The sequence below is a fragment of the Humiphilus diazotrophicus genome (assembly GCF_059726315.1).
The window spans coordinates 7281209-7299867 of sequence record NZ_AP040870.1 but is presented as its reverse complement, the minus strand read 5'-3'; the positions used below and the strand labels follow the sequence as shown (position 1 = coordinate 7299867).

14 protein-coding genes are annotated in these 18659 nt (G+C 54.6%); 3 read left to right on the top strand and 11 right to left on the bottom strand.

What is annotated here, in order from left to right:
- Nucleotides 1-61: 61 nt before the first annotated feature.
- From AC6I7T_RS29205 to AC6I7T_RS29190, 4 genes are all read right to left on the bottom strand, one after another.
- Complete coding sequence (locus AC6I7T_RS29205) at nt 62-2224, bottom strand: DUF4097 family beta strand repeat-containing protein (protein ID WP_497791366.1); 2163 nt, start codon at nt 2222-2224, stop codon at nt 62-64.
- Nucleotides 2221-2640 (bottom strand): BlaI/MecI/CopY family transcriptional regulator, encoded by a 420-nt coding sequence (locus AC6I7T_RS29200; RefSeq protein WP_497791365.1) that lies wholly within the window; start codon nt 2638-2640, stop codon nt 2221-2223. The genes AC6I7T_RS29205 and AC6I7T_RS29200 overlap by 4 nt, the downstream gene beginning before the upstream one ends.
- Nucleotides 2641-3115: 475 nt before the next feature.
- On the bottom strand, nt 3116-5734 hold the full coding sequence (locus AC6I7T_RS29195; protein WP_497791364.1) for an ABC transporter permease: 2619 nt from the start codon (nt 5732-5734) through the stop codon (nt 3116-3118).
- A 2-nt stretch (nt 5735-5736) separates the two neighbouring features.
- A complete protein-coding gene (locus tag AC6I7T_RS29190; RefSeq protein WP_497791363.1) occupies nt 5737-6117 on the bottom strand; it encodes a PadR family transcriptional regulator in 381 nt (126 codons plus the stop codon).
- A gap of 420 nt (nt 6118-6537) precedes the next feature.
- Here AC6I7T_RS29190 and AC6I7T_RS29185 point away from each other — a divergent pair, with 420 nt between their 5' ends.
- The gene (locus AC6I7T_RS29185) at nt 6538-7293 is read left to right on the top strand and encodes an SDR family NAD(P)-dependent oxidoreductase (protein WP_497791361.1); all 756 of its coding nucleotides are present in this window, start codon (nt 6538-6540) and stop codon (nt 7291-7293) included.
- 508 nt (nt 7294-7801) lie between these two features.
- Here AC6I7T_RS29185 and AC6I7T_RS29180 read toward each other — a convergent pair.
- The 4 genes from AC6I7T_RS29180 to AC6I7T_RS29165 all read right to left on the bottom strand — a co-directional run bounded on the left by AC6I7T_RS29180 (nt 7802) and on the right by AC6I7T_RS29165 (nt 13672).
- Complete coding sequence (locus AC6I7T_RS29180; RefSeq protein ID WP_497791360.1) at nt 7802-8866, bottom strand: alginate lyase family protein; 1065 nt, start codon at nt 8864-8866, stop codon at nt 7802-7804.
- 7 nt (nt 8867-8873) lie between these two features.
- Nucleotides 8874-10133, bottom strand: a complete 1260-nt coding sequence (locus tag AC6I7T_RS29175) for a hypothetical protein (RefSeq protein WP_497791358.1) — start codon at nt 10131-10133, stop codon at nt 8874-8876.
- A gap of 488 nt (nt 10134-10621) precedes the next feature.
- Nucleotides 10622-11458 carry a TIGR03435 family protein gene (locus AC6I7T_RS29170; protein WP_497791357.1) on the bottom strand — a complete coding sequence of 279 codons (837 nt, stop codon included), beginning with the start codon at nt 11456-11458 and terminating at the stop codon, nt 10622-10624.
- Nucleotides 11459-11662: 204 nt separating this feature from the next.
- Nucleotides 11663-13672, bottom strand: coding sequence for a PP2C family protein-serine/threonine phosphatase (locus AC6I7T_RS29165; protein WP_497791356.1), 2010 nt, complete (start codon nt 13670-13672; stop codon nt 11663-11665).
- Between the two features lie 247 nt (nt 13673-13919).
- Between AC6I7T_RS29165 and AC6I7T_RS29160 the strand changes: the two genes are divergently transcribed.
- Nucleotides 13920-15191: a hypothetical protein gene (locus tag AC6I7T_RS29160; protein ID WP_497791355.1), complete on the top strand. Its 1272-nt coding sequence runs from the start codon at nt 13920-13922 to the stop codon at nt 15189-15191.
- A 56-nt stretch (nt 15192-15247) separates the two neighbouring features.
- On the opposite strand, the gene AC6I7T_RS29155 is transcribed toward AC6I7T_RS29160, so the two are convergent.
- Complete coding sequence (locus AC6I7T_RS29155; RefSeq protein ID WP_497791354.1) at nt 15248-15532, bottom strand: hypothetical protein; 285 nt, start codon at nt 15530-15532, stop codon at nt 15248-15250.
- Between the two features lie 411 nt (nt 15533-15943).
- Nucleotides 15944-16846: a hypothetical protein gene (locus AC6I7T_RS29150; protein ID WP_497791353.1), complete on the bottom strand. Its 903-nt coding sequence runs from the start codon at nt 16844-16846 to the stop codon at nt 15944-15946.
- Here AC6I7T_RS29150 and AC6I7T_RS29145 point away from each other — a divergent pair.
- Entirely contained in the window at nt 16803-17675 is an 873-nt protein-coding gene (locus AC6I7T_RS29145) for a TetR/AcrR family transcriptional regulator (protein ID WP_497791352.1), read from the top strand. The genes AC6I7T_RS29150 and AC6I7T_RS29145 overlap by 44 nt on opposite strands.
- A gap of 18 nt (nt 17676-17693) precedes the next feature.
- Here AC6I7T_RS29145 and AC6I7T_RS29140 read toward each other — a convergent pair whose 3' ends face one another.
- Nucleotides 17694-18596: an RluA family pseudouridine synthase gene (locus AC6I7T_RS29140; protein ID WP_497791351.1), complete on the bottom strand. Its 903-nt coding sequence runs from the start codon at nt 18594-18596 to the stop codon at nt 17694-17696.
- Nucleotides 18597-18659 lie beyond the last annotated feature (63 nt).

The following is an 18659-nucleotide window of genomic DNA, read 5'->3' as shown; positions in this document are numbered from 1 at the left end:
GATGCCGAGAGGGAAGCGCCGCAGCGATAGAGCTACGGCGCATTGCTGGAAATCATGGAAATCAATGGATTTGAATTTCGCCGGAGCCGGTTTGCACTTGAATCGTGGAACCGCCTCCATTCACGGTGCCTCGGATATGATGGCGATCGAACGAGCCCTGCACTACCATCTGATGTTCGGTGGTCACAGAGCCTGAGCCCGTGGACGCATCGAGAGTGAATGGCGCATTGTTAGTCCAGAGTGAGATGTCGCCCGTTCCTGATTGCAGAGCCCAGGAAGCGGAGGGTGTACCGCTTGCCTTAATATCGCCGGAGCCTGTTCGTCCGTGCAAACCACCGTGAATGCCTTTGATCTCGATATCGCCGGAGCCTGTTTCCACGACAACGTCACCCTGGCCCGTCTGCGTCGCAACGATATCGCCTGAGCCGGACTTTACCGTCAACGCTCCCTCCAGGCCGTTGGCGCGGATATCGCCGGAGCCTGTCTGAAGCTTTGCGTTCCGGCCCACGCCCTCATCGACGATATCGCCCGAGCCGGAGTTGGCGGTAAGGGTTGTGCCTTCGGGTGCTTCAATCTTGTAGTCGATGCTGATGCCCTTCCACTGCTCCTGGTGTTGGCCGACGCGAACCACATCTCCGTTTTGTTCGATGGGCGGATTGGTGGCGATCTGGCGGGCCTGTTCTGGATTGCCATTCTCGCTCACGCTGATCTTGCCATAAATGTGAATCTGATTGCCGGAGCTGCGCGTGATATGGATATTGCCCGAACCTGTAGAGACAGAGAGTTGAGCTGCGCCGCTTACAGAAAGCGTGCGATCGAAGGACAGCGATCCATTTTCCTGTGCTCCTTCTGCGACCCTGCGAACCGCAGGCGCAGGTGAAGCCGCCGCGACCATTTCAGGAGCCGGGGTCGAGACGGGAGCTTTCAGCTCAAGAGTTCCCGGCAACTGCGGGAGCGCCTTATTGCCAAGTGTAGTCGCGTGAGCGGCGGGTGCAGCGATCGGGAGCGGTGAAGCCGATTGCGTGCCCGTTGCGGCCTGTACACGTACGAGAGTGGTGGAGGCGAACAATGCCATGGGCACCAGCGCAACAGCGATGAGGGCGCGGCGTCCACCGGCAAAGCACTGGCGGAAAGAATTGTCATTCAGTAAGCGTTCGATGCGTCGGGATAAACTGCCAGGACGTGCCATAGCGACTCCTATAGAAATTCGGCGCGGCGTAGCCGCGAATTCAAGCAAGATTTGGGCATAGGATGTGCGACTCGTGGCTTCTTGCATTGCGGCGCGGTCGCTGATGGCTTCAGCCAACTCCGTGAGCTCATGCTTGAGCCACCAGCCGAGCGGACTGAACCAGACGAGTGCGGCATAGAGACCAGAGAGTATCTGCAGATAGAAATCGCCCTGGCGGATGTGTGACCGCTCGTGGGCAAGAACGATTCGCAACTTCTCTCTATCCCAGTTTGTGTAATCTGCCGGCAGCAGGATGGACGAACCAATGGTGAGCGGCGAAGCGACTTTGCTGCTGGCGCGGATCGGAAGGGAAGCCGCATCGTGTGGCAATAGGTAGGTTGGAACCGGTTTGGCGGTACGCCACAGGCGAATCGTCGTGAATAGACCCAGGGCAAGACGGGCAATAAGGAGTGCAGTAATCCCGTAATAGAGCATGAGGGCCAAGAAAATAGGCGAATCGATCAGGTTGTGCCGGATGGATGCCGGGAATCGCGATCCCCCAACCGGACTTACGTTGTTTACGACCAATTGAGCAGAAGAAGGGGCAGAGCTGTTAGGCGCGAAGGGTGCATCCTGTCCCGGCTCGGCCGCGCGATGCGTACGCGCAGCGAGGGATAGCGTTTGCTCCGTATTCGGAGCGGGTTCCTGCTTGAGGATGAAAAGTTCTTGGCTTCGCGGAGGATTGCTTTGAGACGTGGACGCGGCTGGATCTGGAAGTTTTTTGCCTGCGCTGCTCTTGGTCAGAATGTTGGTCTGCAGATCTTCAAGGAGCGCTATCGGATCAGCAGGAAGAACAACGTTGACTCCTGTGGGGAGCAGATGCCACCGCGTCATCACAGGCAACAGCAGCGGCATGGCAAGTGCGGAGACCAGCACTAGACTCCAGGTAGCCTTCTGCGCCGGCACGTTGCGGACCCGGAAGATGCGCAGGCCCACAACGACTGCCAAGCCGAGGAGGAGGGAACGCGCGGCTGCCTCGATGAAGACGAGAGTCATTGAGTCTCCTTTTTAGCTGGTGGAGCGGCCTTTTGTGCAGCAGCGATGCGGTCTGCCAGGCGTTGAAGCTCAGTGCGGTCGAGCACCTTGGAGTCGACCATGCCGACAAGCAGCGTCTCGACAGAGCCCTCGCAAAACCAGTCCACGATACGTTTTACTGCCCGGCCGGCGACACGCTGGCGCGACTCGACAGGACGGTAGATAAAGGTGCGATCCTCAACACTGTGCGCAAGATAACTCTTTTCCTCCAGCCGGCGAAGGACAGTGCGGACAGTGGAGTCTTTTAGCGGGCGGTCGAGATCTTCTCTTACCTGGTCGGCAGTGACAAAGCCATGGCGCCAGACAATGAGCAAGACCTCGCGTTCCAGTTCTCCCAGTTCGGCAGGATCGTGAGACGGCGTAGTGTTACTCTTCATAACGTTACAGACTGTAACATATACAAGGAGGAGATGCGCAATCATTTTTTTGCGGTTTTTTACGTTACGGAAAGAAGGAATAAGGTCAATAGCGACATTGGGTCCTTAGGTCGGTCTGGTTTCTCCGAACTGGACTTCAGGACAATCCACAACCTTTGCGCTAAGGTGCTCGCTCTTTACACTCTTTGTATCTGTTGGGGCGCTAAGAGTCCAATTGGCATGACAACGGATGACTGAAGGCTAGCCGACTTATCGATACAAATCTTGTCCTTGTGGGTGCATCACGATGAAGCGCACGTGGAGCGGCGGGCTCCCAGACATCGCTTTCCGAAAGCTTGCGCGATGCGGACATATCGGTACTAATCGGGCTCAGTGTGCGTATTGGCGATGAAGAGGGAGACACGAACAAGCCAGCAGGGGAAATGTCCACTACCACCCCGGAGTTGTCGCAAACCTAAAAGGTGGTCATCATCTTTCACTCGCAATGCAGAGCAACCGTCGGGTTCACGTTCGTTGCTCTTCGGGCGGGAATCAAAATGGCTGACAACGCGGCGATGAGGAGAAGCAGCACAGCGCCGCATAGCGCCAGAGGGTCCGATGCATGAACGGCGAAAAGCAGGCCGTTCATCAATCGAGTGAGAAGGAGCGATAGAACCAGGCCTAAACCGATACCAGCCGCAATCGTCATCATCCCGTCCCCGATCACCATCCGCAGAACCTGGCCGCGATTGGCTCCGAGGGCCATGCGCACGCCAATTTCCAATTGACGCTGTGTGACGCCATGAGCCGTCACGCCGTAGATTCCGATCGTAGCCAACAGCAGAGCCAGCCCCGCAAAACCCGCGAGCAGGATCAGCGCAAGGCGGCGGCGCTGAAGAGAATCGCCCATCACATCCGTCATTGTGCGGACGCGGTAAGCGGGCAGGTCCGGATCGATTGACGTCACGACACTCTGGATGGTGGGCGCCAGGTCCATCGGATCGCCGGTAGTGCGTACTGCGAGAGACATGTTGCTCGATGGGCGCTGGCTTGCAGGCCAATAAACCTCTACACGCGAGCGAGCTTCGAGAGTCCGGTTCCGAACGTGGCGGACAACGCCCACTACTGTGGTCCAGGGCGCAGTCGAGCCGGTACCACCCATGCGGAGCCGCCTGCCGATGGGGTCCTGATCGGGCCAGTAGGTGTGCGCAAGGCTCTCGTCGACGATAACCACGGGTGACGCACCATCGGTGTCGCGCTCTTCAAAGAAGCGCCCGGCAACGAGAGAAATGCCCATTGCTTTGAAATAGTCCGGGGTCACGGTGCGCCGATCCGCTTCCGGAGTCCTGTTCGCCGGGGGCACGGACTCGGTGTCGATGGAGACTGTTCCCGAACCGCCCTGACCACTTAACGGCAAACCGGAGACAGCGCCTACCACCTGAACGCCCGGCAGCCTTTGCACGCGGCTCAACAACTCCGAATAAAAGCCGCGGACATGCTCAGGCTTGCTGTAAAGCGAATCGGGTAAGGCAACACGGAATGTGAGAACACTCTCCGGCCGGAAACCTGGATCGACCTTTAGAATCGCGGAGAAACTCCTCAACAGCAGTCCCGCACCCGCAATCAGCAGAACCGACAGCGCCGTCTCGCCTATGACCAGCGCGCCACGCAGCCGCTTCGGGCGTTTACCTTCGGAGTTCCTCACGCTCTTCAGACAATTGAAGTTCCGCTTGTATCCCGCCTGCAGAGCGGGTGCCAAACCAAATAGGATTCCTGTGGCTAGCGAAATGATTGCGGTAACTGCGAGCACTCGCATATCGATTTCCGTGTGCACAGTTCGCGGCAAGCTCTTGGATGCAAGGGCAATCAGTCCGCGAAGGGCAAGGGGCGTAATTGCGAGTCCGATAAGTCCGCCCGCGATGGCCAGAACCACACTTTCCGTCAACAATTGCCTTGCCAGCTGGCCTCCGCTTGCACCAAGTGCAAGGCGCGTTTCTATCTCCCGCTGGCGTTCGGTGGAGCGGGTCAAAAGTAAATTGGCGATGTTCGTGCAGGCAATCACGAGCACCAAAGCGACGGCCGCCATGAGCAGAAGCAGAGACGGCTTCACGTCGCCTACAGTCTCTTCGAGCAAGGGATGCAGGATGATTCCAAAATTGAATATGTTGTATGGGTAGGTGACGTGCTGGTCCATCATGGTTCTGGATACGCGGTCCATATCCGACTGGACCTGGGCCAGCGAAAGCCCGGGGTTGATGCGCCCGAGAACTTCAAGGCCATGGTTACCTCGACTATTCTCACTCAGGTCGCCTGGGGAGAAAGCCAATGGACCCCAGATTTCGGATTCGGCCGGATATGAGAATCCCTCGGGCATCACGCCAACAACCGTCATGGGCACACCATCAATGGACAGGTTGCCGCCAATCACATTCGGATTTCCTTGAAAGATCCGTTGCCAGAGGCCATAGCTGAGAATGACCTCGTGATCGCGTCCCAGCTGTGCCTCCTCAGCGAGAAACGGCCTGCCTAACATGGGCTGTGCGCCGAGTAAAGCGAACAGGTTCGGAGAAATCGATGCTCCAACCACTCGCATTGGGCTACCCTTTACGCCCAAATTGAAGGACCCGCCCGAGATGGCTGCAAGATCGCTGAAGCTGTGATTCAACTGTTCCAAATCGCGGAATTCCGGAACCGACACCCAATTCTGATCGTTGGGCTGGCCGATTCCGGTGAATCGCGTCCAGACTTTGATGAGGCTTTCAGGATGGCTGTATGGCAATGGTTTGAGCAACACTGAATCGAGAATGCTGAAGATGGCAGCGTTTGCTCCGATGCCCAGTGCCATGGTGAGCACAACGACTGCTGTGAAACCTGGATTCTTCGCAAACTGGCGGAAGGCAAACTTCACATCACGGACGAAATTATCCATCCATTGCACACGATTCTTAAGGTAGAAGCGTTCGCGAGCGGTTTGCGTGCTACCGAACTGGACCCTGGCTCTTCGCTGCGCTTCGCTTTCGTTGCATCCAGTGCTTTTTAGCTCGTCAGCTTCTAGTTGAATGTGTGTCCTGATCTCCTCCGCAAAATCTTCCGCTTTGCGTCTGCTCCCGAACATGCTCAGGCCTCCTCGCCGTTGAACCCTCCTGGGGATTTCGCACCGCCAAGAATCAGTCCAATCGCTCGCGTAAGCCGTTCCCACTCATCCGTCTTTTCAACCAGCTGGTTCCGGCCTTTTGCGGTTAACGTGTAGAAACGCGCCTTGCGGTTGTTTTCGCTCACTCCCCACTTGGCGCTGATCCATTTCTTGTCTTCAAGCCTCTGCAGCGCAAGATAGAGCGAGCCATGGTCAACAAGAAACACTTCCTCTGACTGACGTTGAATCAACCGGGCGATACCCTGGCCATGTGTCGAGCCCAGCGCCAGAATTTTCAGAATCAAGAGATCCAGTGTTCCCTGCAGCAAGGCAATTCGGTCCGCGGAATTCTTTTGGGTAGGCATCCGACTGAAGTATCCATCTACTTGGGTCGGATGTTAACAGGGAAAGTCATGCACTGACGAAATGAATCGAAATTGCTATTACGACAATGCAGTGCCAACCGGGTTCAATCATCGGCAACAGGGCGGTCCGCTCATTCAGCATCAGTTTCAGACTTTCTAGTGGATTGGTAATGAAAAACGCCGATTGCGACGGGAGCCACTTCTGACGACCTCGGCGTTCTCGGGACTAATCTTTCTTCCGAACGTGCCTCGCCATAGAGATTCAGAAGATAATGTTTTTGGAGGACCCGATGCGGAATACCTTAAAGGTTAATGAGTGGTATTGGGGACGTCACGAACCAACGACGAACATCGGGAGCCAATTGTGGAACGCCGGGCGCTTGGATCGAAGTTAAGGATGGCAGCAAATGAGGAGTATTTTTGAACCAGACTGCGAATAGTTCCTCGCCCGTTGCGCTTGTAACCGGCTCAACTTCTGGCATTGGTGCTGCGATTGCCCGCCGGTTATCCAACGAGGGATATGCCGTGGTCCTGCACTCACGTATCTCAGTGGAAAAGGGGCACGCACTGGCCGCTGAACTTGGAAATGCTATTTACATTCAAGCTGATTTGGCCGACGATGCCGATAGAATCAGGCTCGTGAGGGAGGCTGTGTCTCGCTGGGAGCGCCTCGATGTCCTTGTCAACAACGCCGGGATGAGCCGCGTTATTCCGCATACCGATCTTCTGGCGGCTTCGCCCGCCATCTGGCACGAATTACACGAAGTCAACGTGGTGGCCCCTTTTCGCCTTGTGGCTGAAGCCGAGACCGCTCTGAGAGCTGCGGCCAGTCGAGGTCGCTCAGGATGTGTCGTCAATGTCAGCTCACACGCTGGCGTCCAGCCCAAGGGCGCATCCATCCCTTATGCCGCGTCCAAAGCGGCACTCAACCACGTTACCCGGCTGCTCGCCTTATCGCTCGCTCCGGACATTCGGGTAAATGCCGTCGCCCCTGGCCTCGTGGACACCCCTCTAACAGCGGATTGGAGCGCTGCCCAGCAGCTTTGGCGCGATCTGTCACCAATGCGACGACCAGCCACTCCGGTGGATATAGCCCAAATCGTCATGATGCTGATAGCCTCCGACTACCTAACGGGTGAGATTGTGGTCTCGGACGGAGGTCTGAGCCTGACGTAACTGAGAGATTCGCCCATGTACTCATTGACATCGGATCAGTAACGATATGTCGGCAAATGTCCGCGGATCAGCTCTCGCGGTTTTCTGGGTTGTAGCCAACAGGCCTTACCACTCATCGACAGTCAAATATACCCATTTTCAGGATTAATCTCTCTGTCGAACGAGCAGTGTGTTCTCCAGAAATGCGCTTGACACTATCCAAACGTGCCTGGCTTTTGGGCTGTAGACGACCGGCAGACTGTCCAGAAAACCGGCCTCTAGTCCTCGAACAGGAATGATCCAGCAGGTAAATATCCCCGGCAGAGCGGAGGCCTTTATATAGAGTGAGCCGCTCAAAGCGAAGGTGGGATTTTAGTGCCACAGCTTCATCTGATCTAAGCGACGGTCTTCTTCATCCGGATCACGTCTCAAAGATGGCTGTATCGGGATGGATGTTCAGAGCGAACTGGATCTCGATGCCCAAGGAAGGGCTGAAAAAGAAGTAAGCCGTCTTATTCATGAGCTTTCGTCACCTTCCTTGGGCCTGTGCCAGCGCCATCAGTGCTTCATGCATCTTGTTAAGATCGCCGCCGCCGTTCAGATCGGTCAGGTTATTTGTCTTCATGCCGCAGGTCTGCCAGTCCCTGTTCATCAGGTCTGCACCATACACTTGCTGCACGCGATATCCCCAATCGCCCATCGGTTCTTCGCTGGCTACTCCGGCCCGCGCCGCCATCTCTTCGGGATGGCAGATGGTATGTCCGACAAGATCGGACAGCAATTTCAGCTTTGTGCGGTCCGCTGCTGTCTCGGGAATGTGCAGTGCTCTGCGAATCTCACGCAAGGCCAGCAGCATGGATAACGCTCGATTGTGATAGATGAGAGCCCGGGAACCCCGCGAGAGTTCCGAGTCCAGATAGCCATCGCTGTGCACGGAGGCCAGAAAATATCGCCAGACTTCGCTCTGAAAATCGTATGCGTTCCTGTCTTGTGTCAATAACGCATAGCCTGCCGCGGTAGCGCCATCTTCGTAATAGAGATTGCCCTCTCGGTTCCCTTGTGCGAGATGGTCGCGATCTCCCTTCATCTTGTCGCCAACCAGATGGCCGAGCCAGGGCAGAACGTCTGGCCCCAGTGGCATGCCGCGAGCCTTCACTTTGATCGTAAGCATCACCATGCCGCGTGTAAATTCGCCTTTATCGACGCCGCCCTCACGACTGTACTTTCCTTGCGCGTCTACCGTCGTAGCCATGGCTCCGGCAGCGGCCCAACTCTCCAGCAGAAGATTGGCACACTCCGGAGACAGGTCCGTAATTTTGCTCCAGGCCGGTGCGCCATCGAGCGATTGTGTCTCATAGGAAAGAAAGTCATTGATGGGCTTCCGAGCTTTCGCAAGTTCTGCCTCTTTCGCAGGATCGACCGTTGACCCTTTCGCATCCGAATAGAATTCCGGCCCACTGACATTTCGCACCGGGGGATAACTTGGGCATGAAACCACAGCTTGCGCCTTGGCAGAAAGAGAAAAGGTCAGAGCTAAAAACAGGGAGAGGTATTCATGAGCTTTCGATTCTCCTGGGACTCGAACTATCGGCATGCTGCAATCAGCGATGTGCAGTGGCCTTGACCACAATCCTGTTCACGGAAAATGGCGGCAGCGAGAAGCTGCGACCATCGAACGCATGCGTCACATGCTGCAATACATGCTCGGAGGTGACCATCGTCGTCAGCGAAGGGGCACTGAGACTCTCCATCGTTCCCTGCCCTATCCCAGGATAGTGGAGCGTCAGCGACTTGCCGGTGAGATTCAGGAGCACCCACTGGTCTGCCTCTCCTGTAAACGCAACACCCGTCACCGAAGGGTACGCCATTCCTGACTTTGGATGAACCATCGGCAACTCCGGAAACGTCACTGGATAGACATACTTCGCCTGCTTCAAGGCTCTGCCGAAGAGAGCATAGGCCTGTCCCGTAGCGGTAAGGTCACCGGACGTTGCATGGAACGTCATGTTCTTGTTCGTGCAGCTGTTCCAATAGGACGAGGTATTTTGGAACATCAGCGAGCTGGTGCTTCCTGTAACGTTGTAAAGCTCAATCTGTTCGACCGAAACATTCGAAAGGAACTGAACAACCATCTGCGCCTGATAGACTGCCTCCAACCAGGTGCCTGTAAAGTGTGCATTTGAAGTACAGTCTTTCAGCCCTCCATACTCGGTCACCCAAACCCGCAGCTTGTCCTTCTCGATAGGGTTCACCTCGCCGGAAACGATCTTGGCCCAATCGCTGAAGACATTGCCAAGCACGGCATCGGCTGGAGTTCCATCCCAGATGCTTCCATCGACGATGCTGTCATAGCGATGCAAAGTCACGGCATTGACATGGTAGATTTTGCCGATCAACGCGCCGTTCCAGTTTTTCGTGCGAGCATCTCCAGACGAAGGAATCGAACCGGCCGAAGCGATCTGCGCATCGGGATAGGCTTGCTTAAGGCTCGCGGTCCATTCATTCATCGCCGACGCATAGTCCGCTGCCGTGGGAAATGCCTTGTTGTGGTCAGGCGAGCTCCAATAGAACTCGTTGCCAAGCTCCAGGTCCTGCACGGGTAGATTCATCCCTTTCGCAGCCTTCAGCATCTGGAGTTGGTTCGCTATCGCCTGAGATAGGTTCGCACGCTGCAACACGGCATTGTTCAGCGTCATCACGTTCAGGCAATAGATAGGATAGGTGCCGGTAGCATGAGCTAGACTGGCCAGAGAGCTCAGCGTGTCCTCTGTCTTGTTGGCTTTGCCGAGAGGATAGACGCTCCCGCTCTTCCAGTCCCAGTAATTGCTGACGTCCCCACCAGGAAAGCGGACCGTCTCCATACCGGTCTCCCGGATGGCCCTCTGCAGCTTCGGATCGGTCCACAAAGGGACGGGGCTCGAATAGCTGTTCTCAATGTTGACGCCGAAGAAATGAGGCGAGACTACATGAGGAGAGGCTGTGGCCTTTGGGAGAGGCTCCTCGGCAAAAGAGCTCATGCACAATAGCGTGAAGCAAATTATTCCAGCGCCGAACACTGAGCTTGAACAATTCTTACGGTACATGCGGGACTTCGTCTCTCTTTCTTGCAAACATTCTTAAATCCGTTTGTGTACTCTCTACTCCACAACAAAGGCACGAACTTGCGAATACAGGATTTCGGATCACGACCTCGCTGATAGGCGGACATCGGGCGACGAAATCAAAACAATGACACCCGAATAAACCCAGGTGTCCCAATAAAGTTCTGTCGGATTGATTCACCGCCACGTGAATATTGTGTCCCGGGTCAACTCATTAACCCACCCTTACCCCATCGGAAAATCAACTATCAGTTATCGGATGGGCGGACGACACTGTCAACAACGAGAACTTCTCCAAGATGTCGTTTACTTGTCAGTTTCAGGCCTAACTGTTCTTTCAATGCTGTAAACAGTTCTGGGTTATCCGAGTCTTGCTTTGTGTATCTTTCTGGCGACCATTTCAAGGTAAACTTAAACGATCCGGTTAATCCGGTTTGGTTGTACACATTACTTCCTAAAACATCAGACAACATGGACGCCAGATCATCCATGCTCGCATAAGAGCAGGACAGTTCTCCCACTCTCGTGCGGAATCCTTTGTTCTCCGTTCCACGTTCGATCTTTGGACCGTCTTTTGTAACCTCGAGCTGGTAAGAAGGAACATCTTTCTGAATAGAGTGAACGCTCAACCCGAATCTGGAGGCTAAAAGGGATCGGAGCCGTTTCCGAAGAACTCTGTCCGCCACCGCGCTGTCTTCTTGCGAAAGGGCATCCTCTTTCGAGTTTTGGTCCATCTTCGCATTAATGTCATATCCAACGTCTCTTGTCCAAGCAGGCAGGTGTTCGATTTGAAAAGGGTGGAGGTGATAAGCGAACTGTATCAAGAATTCCAGCGAAGCGTTAGTCACAACGAATTTGGGTGCCTTTGGAGACACAGAAAATGCCCTATCGGATCGATCATGAAGGTGGATAGAGACTACATCGAAGGAGTCTGAATAAATCGTGCTCCTATCATTTTCTCCGGCCCCGTCATGCCCAATTTGCAAACCGAACGATGCACTAGAAAACAACAGGACCACCGCTGCCGCTACAAACGAATAAAATACTTTCCTTGCCACGATGCTTACTCTCCAGCTCAGAAACATAAACGGAAATCATAATTCATAACATTAGCCTTTTGAACAACACGTCCATCTCTCAAGAGCTAATGATCAACTTTCAATATTTGAGAAGACGAACCTCAATAACTCGGATACTTATTCTTGATTGAAACTGGAGCAACACATCGTTTTGAGCTTTACAACAGGCTGGAAGCCTGACACATCGTTTATCACGGGCATCTTTCAAACTCATTCAACACGGCGAATAAGCAGGACCGTCTGATCGTCGGCTTGCTTTCCGAAGGATTGTGCAGCGGAAACGATGCTGTCGCGTATGCTTGCGAGTTCCTGCCCGGGCGTTTGCTTAAGGAGCGCGGCGATACGATCACTTCCGAACTCTTCCTGCTGGGTATTGGCAGCTTCGAGGATGCCGTCAGTGGCTATGGCAAGGAGATCGCCCTTTTCAATCTGCAGGGAGTGGGAGATATATGCGTCCACCGGAAGCAAGCCGACGGGGAGTTGATTGCACGTGAGCTCTTGCACGGTCTGGCTGGATGCCTGGTAGTAGAGGATCGACGGGTGTCCGGCGAGGGTGTATTGGATACGTCTATCGGGGGCAAGGCAGATAGCCGAGAGGGTCGCGTACATGTGCGATTCCTTGACTGTGGGCAATGCGCGGTTGAGGCGGTCGCAGAGACTGGCCAGGAGGACGGCGGGATCATCGCAGGATTCCAGCAGGATGGTTCGGACGGCGGTCTTGACCATGCCCATGAGGATACCGGCCTGAAGTCCGTGACCGGAAACGTCAGCCACATAGGCAAGGATGGATCGATTGGGGAGCAAGACTACGTCTACCAAATCACCTCCCACTTCTTTGCTAGGTAGCGAGAGACCATTCAGATCATAGCCGCTGAATGAGGCTGAAATAGGCGGCACGAGCGTGCGTTGAATGCTGTGGGCAGATTCGAGTTCACTTAAGAGGCGCGCTTCCTCCTGACGTGCGAGCGAGAAGCGGCGAATCAGAAATAGAAGTAGGGCAAAGATGAAGATTGTACCGACGGCCGGACGGGGCATCAGCACGAACGGTTTGGTTAGCAAGGGGAAAACCCAGTGTGCCGCCCATCGCTGCCATCCCAATTGCCACGTGATGAGGAGAAGGCTGTCGATCAGAGGAAACCCTTGCCATAGAACGGTGGGGACAAGCAGGATGAGCGCGTCGCGATCTCGTTGGAGTGCACGCTTAAGCAGGGTTACGAGAATCCACACGATGGCGGGGAGCACAGCCAGGGTGACAAGCAGACCGGCGATTCCCACGGAGCTGACATTGAAGACGTAAAGAAAGACCCCTGGGGGATTGAGGACCAACAGTGCGGCGACAGACCACCAGATTCTCGAACGCGGGGCGCGCAGCACGACGGAGAAAAAGGCCAGAGCTGCAAGGAGAGCAGCCGATTGCACTAAGCCATCAATAAAATCGAAGACCGGCAAAGGGATTAGTGCAAGTTGCCGGCAGATGTCTAGTCCAACATCTATCGCGTTCGCTAGTAGAAGCAGCGCGAACCATAGATATTCACGCTCTTCGCGGCGGACAAAAAATAAGACGAGCACAACGAGCCCGACGAGCGTGCCCACGACGGCATAAGTGTATTCATCGACGAGCCCGTTCCACAGAAGCGCTCTATCAGTCGACACACGTTGAGCAATGAGGCGAGCGTCTCCGAAATAACTACTGCCGACAAATCCTCCCTCTGCATAATCCGCCCAGACGGGAGAGTGCCAGGTGCGGATGGCAATATGAAACGTACGCGGGCCGAAGGTGGCGGACGACAAGGTGAAGACGCGGCGTGAAGCGGCATAGTTTAAAGAATTGAGGATCGGCCCGAAGGAACCAACGAGACGTCCATCGACGAAGAGCTGATAACCCGTTTCCATCGGTCCTAAGTAGATGGACCAGTTCTTAGTATCCTGGGGCACCGTGACGGTGAAACGATACCATGCGAATCCGCCATAGTTCTTATAACCCTGTCGGCTCCACACCTCATCGGAACGGAGCAGAGGCCATTGCGAATCGTCGAAATTCGGGTCGGCCCATGCGGGATTATCTCCGGTATGAAAGCGCCAGAGGCCGTCGAGGGTGGCGACGGCCTCGCGTCCTGTTTGCAGATTGAAGGTCTGACCGTGCAGACCAGAGGCCGCGCAGAGTAAAAACGAAAACGAGGCGAGCGACACCAGCACCATAGAGAACAGCGAGCGTCTCATCTTTCCCCCTCCCGGCATCGGAGATACGCATTATCTCAAGTTCTGTAAAGATCCAACGTCACTGAAGATACTGAAGATATTGATGCCCAAAGAAGGCTTGGATGTACCACCGGCCCGACAGTAAAGATGCTTGCTGGAAGGTGCCGTTTATTCGAGTGTTGCATTCTTGCGCTATTCTTATGCAACACACCTTGGGCACGCTCGCCTATGCTCGGGAAAACTTGGACGAAGAAGGAGGAGCAACGGTATGCCTCACGATGCCGGGCGATCTGTCACTCCACCCTTGGGCGCAATACGAAGCGCAAGTCCTGCAATAACGCCTAGACATCCCGTTGTTTCGCCGCAAGTTTCGCTCGCGCCGCCCTGCGACCGACAAGTGCCCCAACGGAATCTTCGTAGTCCTTTGCCGTCTACCCGCATAGCAAAGAATGCCGCAGCTGTGCCGACTGGCGCTCCACCCGCTTTCGTCCAGCGTAAACAGGTAGCTGCGGGCCCTCCTGTTTACCGTCCGACAGGGCCTGTACTTGCAGCGCCTCCTGTATATAGGCCAAGTGTCGCGGGACCACTTCAACGGAACCAGAATGTTGCGGCACACAAAGCCCCTCAATCGTTCAAGCCCGCATCGGCGGCTCCGCCCGTGTACCGGCCTGCGATTGCCTCACACCTTCAGGCCAAACGGGCGGCGATCACTCCTCAGATTGGTCCCGGACTGAACCCGAACCAGAGACGAGGACCAGCGCCGTACAAGACCGCTGGACCCGGCATTGTTCCTTCATCGCCCAATACCGTCCAGAGGATGGAAGCTGTCAAAAAAGGTCTGGTCACCTTTGGCCTAAGCGCACTTACAAAAGCCGCGACACTCATCTATAGTCTTCCAAACCCCTTCGAGATGAGTAATTTCACCTCTTGCCTCTGTTTGGTATTCAATGCCGCGGGGCGGCAGGACCGGCAATATAAAGGGGACACTCTACGTGATACCGTTTTCAATTCAATCAAGTCCACCTGGGAGCAACATCATCCGACGGGCACCTTCTTCGATGTGTGCCCGTACGATGAGATGGACAACCTGACCGATGAATGGCAACAGCTCATGATGAAGGACACCAATAGTGGCGGTGCTCTCTTCGGAGATCGCCCCCTGATTGCGATTGTGGGGCACTGTGCGCCCGGCGCCAGCGCGATCCGTAGCGACGATCAAAAGGAATACAGCATTCCGAAAGTGATGGCAGCAATTGGACCTGCCCTGAAAAGCCGAGCCACCATCTATCTGACGCCTTGCAACACAGGTGTAAAGTCAGACACATCGCCATCCTTCCAAGAGCAGTTTACGCAGGCTCTTCCAGGGGAAACCGATAAGGATTTCAAAATCCTAACGATTGGCACGACGAGTAAAAGTATCCCGGCAGAAGGCAAGGTCCTGACCACGGGCCAAACATACGCCCTTGAAAAACAGAAGAGCAAGAACCCCACCTACACGCCAATTTCAGAGCAAGAATTCCTAAGGAGACAGCAGAAATAGAGGCTTGCGATAGTTCGTCGTCTAGATATAAGTGAACATATCGAATCGAATAAGTTTCAAAGCTGTACAGAAGCAGCAACGCGGTAAGCGAGGCGCTGAGCAGCCGTTGCGGTAACAGAGCGCCAATCTGTGTTCACGTCTGCTTCGGAATTCTGAAATTCTTCGATCCAATCCTCGGCAGCCTTGTCGGCCTCTTCCCCTCCATATGCCCTGGCAACCGTGAAGTGAAAGGCAGCTAATGCCCGCTCTATACTCGGGATACCCTCAACTACTTCGGATTGGTGCTGGAGCTTGAGTGAGCCATCGGAGCAGCAACAACGTCCAGTTTTTGACATATACATAATTCGCTTCCGTTCTTTTCAAATAAGAGGGTCAGGAATTCCTTCTCCTTGTCTCTATTCTTTTGGCAGCCGAGCATCAGCCTTCACACATAGGGCATCCTGGAGGGATGCCAAGGAAATAGCCGCGGGTGAAGCGTAGCGAAACCCGGGGTAACGGATAAATAAAATACTCTGCCGCCCCCGGATGGGGCGGAACGAAATCTTGCTCATCTTGCAAATGAGATTCGTTCCGCACCTCCGGCACGGAGGTCTTGTTGGTTTGCTCTCCCCGGGTTTCGCTACGCTTCACCCGCGGCTACTGTGTACGAACGGTAGGAATAATGCAAGCAGAGACGGAGGCAGCTCTCTTCTGGTCCTGACTTCCTGCTCGAAGAGGTACTTCTTTGGAGATCTTCTTCAGTAACATAGTGGTTACTTGCCCGCTTGCTTGTTCGATACCACAGCGGGAGTCTTCTCCAGCTCTTTTCTGACACGCTTGGCGAGTCCATTTGTCACGTCCAGGCTTTCTCCCTTCGTACGCTTCTTCCCTTTTACTGTCTCCTGAAAGAGTATTCGACCGGACCTATCCTCCAGCGTGACACTGCTCTGGAGGACCGTCGCTCCGGTGAAAGGCCCAAGACCTCGTCCGCGCGCACTGCCTTTCTTCCAATCTTCGAGATCGACATGCAGAACCAACGCCTCGGAAGTTCTACGGACATCGCCTGCCCGCCATACGTGCGCGAAGAGTCCAGTTTTCGTAAGCTGTCCGATCAGGTCCTCGTACACAGCCGCAGGAAAAGCAGGTGGAATACCGTCGACACTTTCAGCCGGCAGAGTGACTTCTATAGACGGCTTGCTCTGCCCGGAAACTGGCGCCATCTGGGCTCCTGGCCCTGGTTGTGCTTCCGAAACTGAAGACATCAGATTGCCTGTCTTCGGATACTCGGTCGGAGAGAGTTTTGCGGCAAGCGCAGAAATCACACTTTCTCCGGTACCTTTCGGCAGCACTAGAATGCAGGCGTGAATAGCTCTGTAAGAGTCCTTGTAGAAGAAGGTCAACATCTCGGCTGCCGGTCTGGTCATCGACACTGCAAATCCGATACCGTAGGGGGCGGCCTCTGCAATTTTACCTTTGGTCCCCCGGATAAGAGGCTTATCGCCATCGACAACCGAGAACGCGAGGATGGAGCTGAGTGGAATAGCAGTCGAATGGCCACCAGCATCGAAGGTCATGGCCTTCTCGTTAAAAGCCAGGACGCCTTCAGCCCCAGGCTTATTCTCGAGGCCAACGATGTCGACAACATCTTCGATGCGGACGGGTGCGGATTTCGCCAATTGGGATGAAGTGTCGGTCGAAGCAGGTACTTGCAAGGCCTGCGTCCTGAAGTTGACTGCAGACAACAGCAGCCATGCCACGAGAACGGCGCGGGTGCTGTGCAGGAAGAGGAGAGGACGATTATGTTTTATCATTAAAAAAAACCGATGCGTCGGTTTTTATAATATCCTGAATTTTCGAAATTTGTCTCTTAAAATGTCTTTAAACATGCACAGGTCACGCACAACACGCAGGCCACAGGCCCGCACCGAGGCTACCAAGGCAAAGATTCTGGATGCCGCGCAATCGGTATTTGCTGAATTGGGCTTCGAAAACACGCAATTGGATGAAGTCGCAGCTCGAGCGGGCTGCTCACGCGGTGGAATTTATGCCCATTACGCAAGCAAGGAAGATCTCTTCCTGGCCTTAATGGAGCATCGTGTCTCCAAGGTATTCAAGGAAGAATGTAAAAAGATTCGGGAAGAGTCTGACCCGCTCAAGCGGCGCAATATTTTCAAATGCTGGCTTGCAGAGCAGATCTCTTCTCCAAAGGCGGATACGATCACCTTGGAGTTTAAGCTCTATGCGGTTCGACGACCGGCGATCCGCGAGAGATGGCTGGAGCTCTACAATGCGCTGTTCACCGGGGCCGATGGAATTTCCATCGAGCTACTGTTTGGGAAGAATCTGACCAAGACGGCGCAGATCGAAATTGAACGGAGGCTTGCGGTCCTGGGAAGCACCCTTAGCGGCTTAGTGCTGGAGCGTCTCTTTCGGCCCTCGCTCCTCCATCCCAACCATCTGCGAAAACTGGCAGAAGAAATCTTCGATGCACTGATCCACACATAATCCGATAGCGTACTCAAGTTACTTTTCAAGGATGAGTGCGAATCCGGAGGGCAAAGCTGCCTCAAGATTGATTTGTTCTCCGGTGATGGGGTGCTGGAACTTCAGAAATTGAGCATGTAGGAAATATCCTCCATCGCCGGGGAGACCTGGAAGATTTTCAAGAGGCTGGCCGGTTGTTCCGTACAAAGGATCGCCAACCAGGGGATGTCCGATAGATGCCAGATGGATTCTGATTTGATGAGGACGGCCTGAATATAGGCTTACCTCGAATACTGTAGTGCTTGTGGTGCGTGAGATCACCTTTGCAACCGACTTTGATGGCTTTCCCTTTGGGCTGGCAGCCCAAACGAAATGGATGCGCGGATGCGGTACAAGACCGATGGGTGTAAGGATCTCGTAGAAGTCGTGCTCTGCAACATTTTGAGCCAACGCCCGGTAGATTTTTTGAATTTTGGGTGTGTTCCAGTTTGCAGATAGCCCAGACGCAGCCTGCGATGTTTTCGCGAAGAGGACGATGCCGCTTGTGCATCGACCCAACCTGTGGACAGGATTTGCATTGGGAAATTGCTTTTGCACCAAGTGTAGAAGGGTGTTCTCCATGAAACCGCCACCGGGAAGGGTGGGCACTCCGCTTGGTTTGTTGACAGCTAGCAGATGCGGGTCATCATACAGGACCTCAAAGTGCTGCGGGACATCTGGCTCAATCCATGGGGGGCGGTTCCAGACAAGTGTTTGGCCCGGAATAAGCAATTCACTGCCATTGGCGATGACGCCGTTGAGGGTAACTTCGCCCTTGTTCAGTTCCTGTTGCCAGACTTGAGCTGTTGCATGGGGGTAAAGGCTTGCCAAGTGAGAGAGCAGTGTTTGCCCACGGTGCTCGCTACTGATGATCGAGGTGTAGGCATAGCCGTGGTTGAGCATATGGCTTAAGTGTAAGCCTATGGCAGCTGAGACACGAACCGCCGGCCCTCGTCTGGATACCTA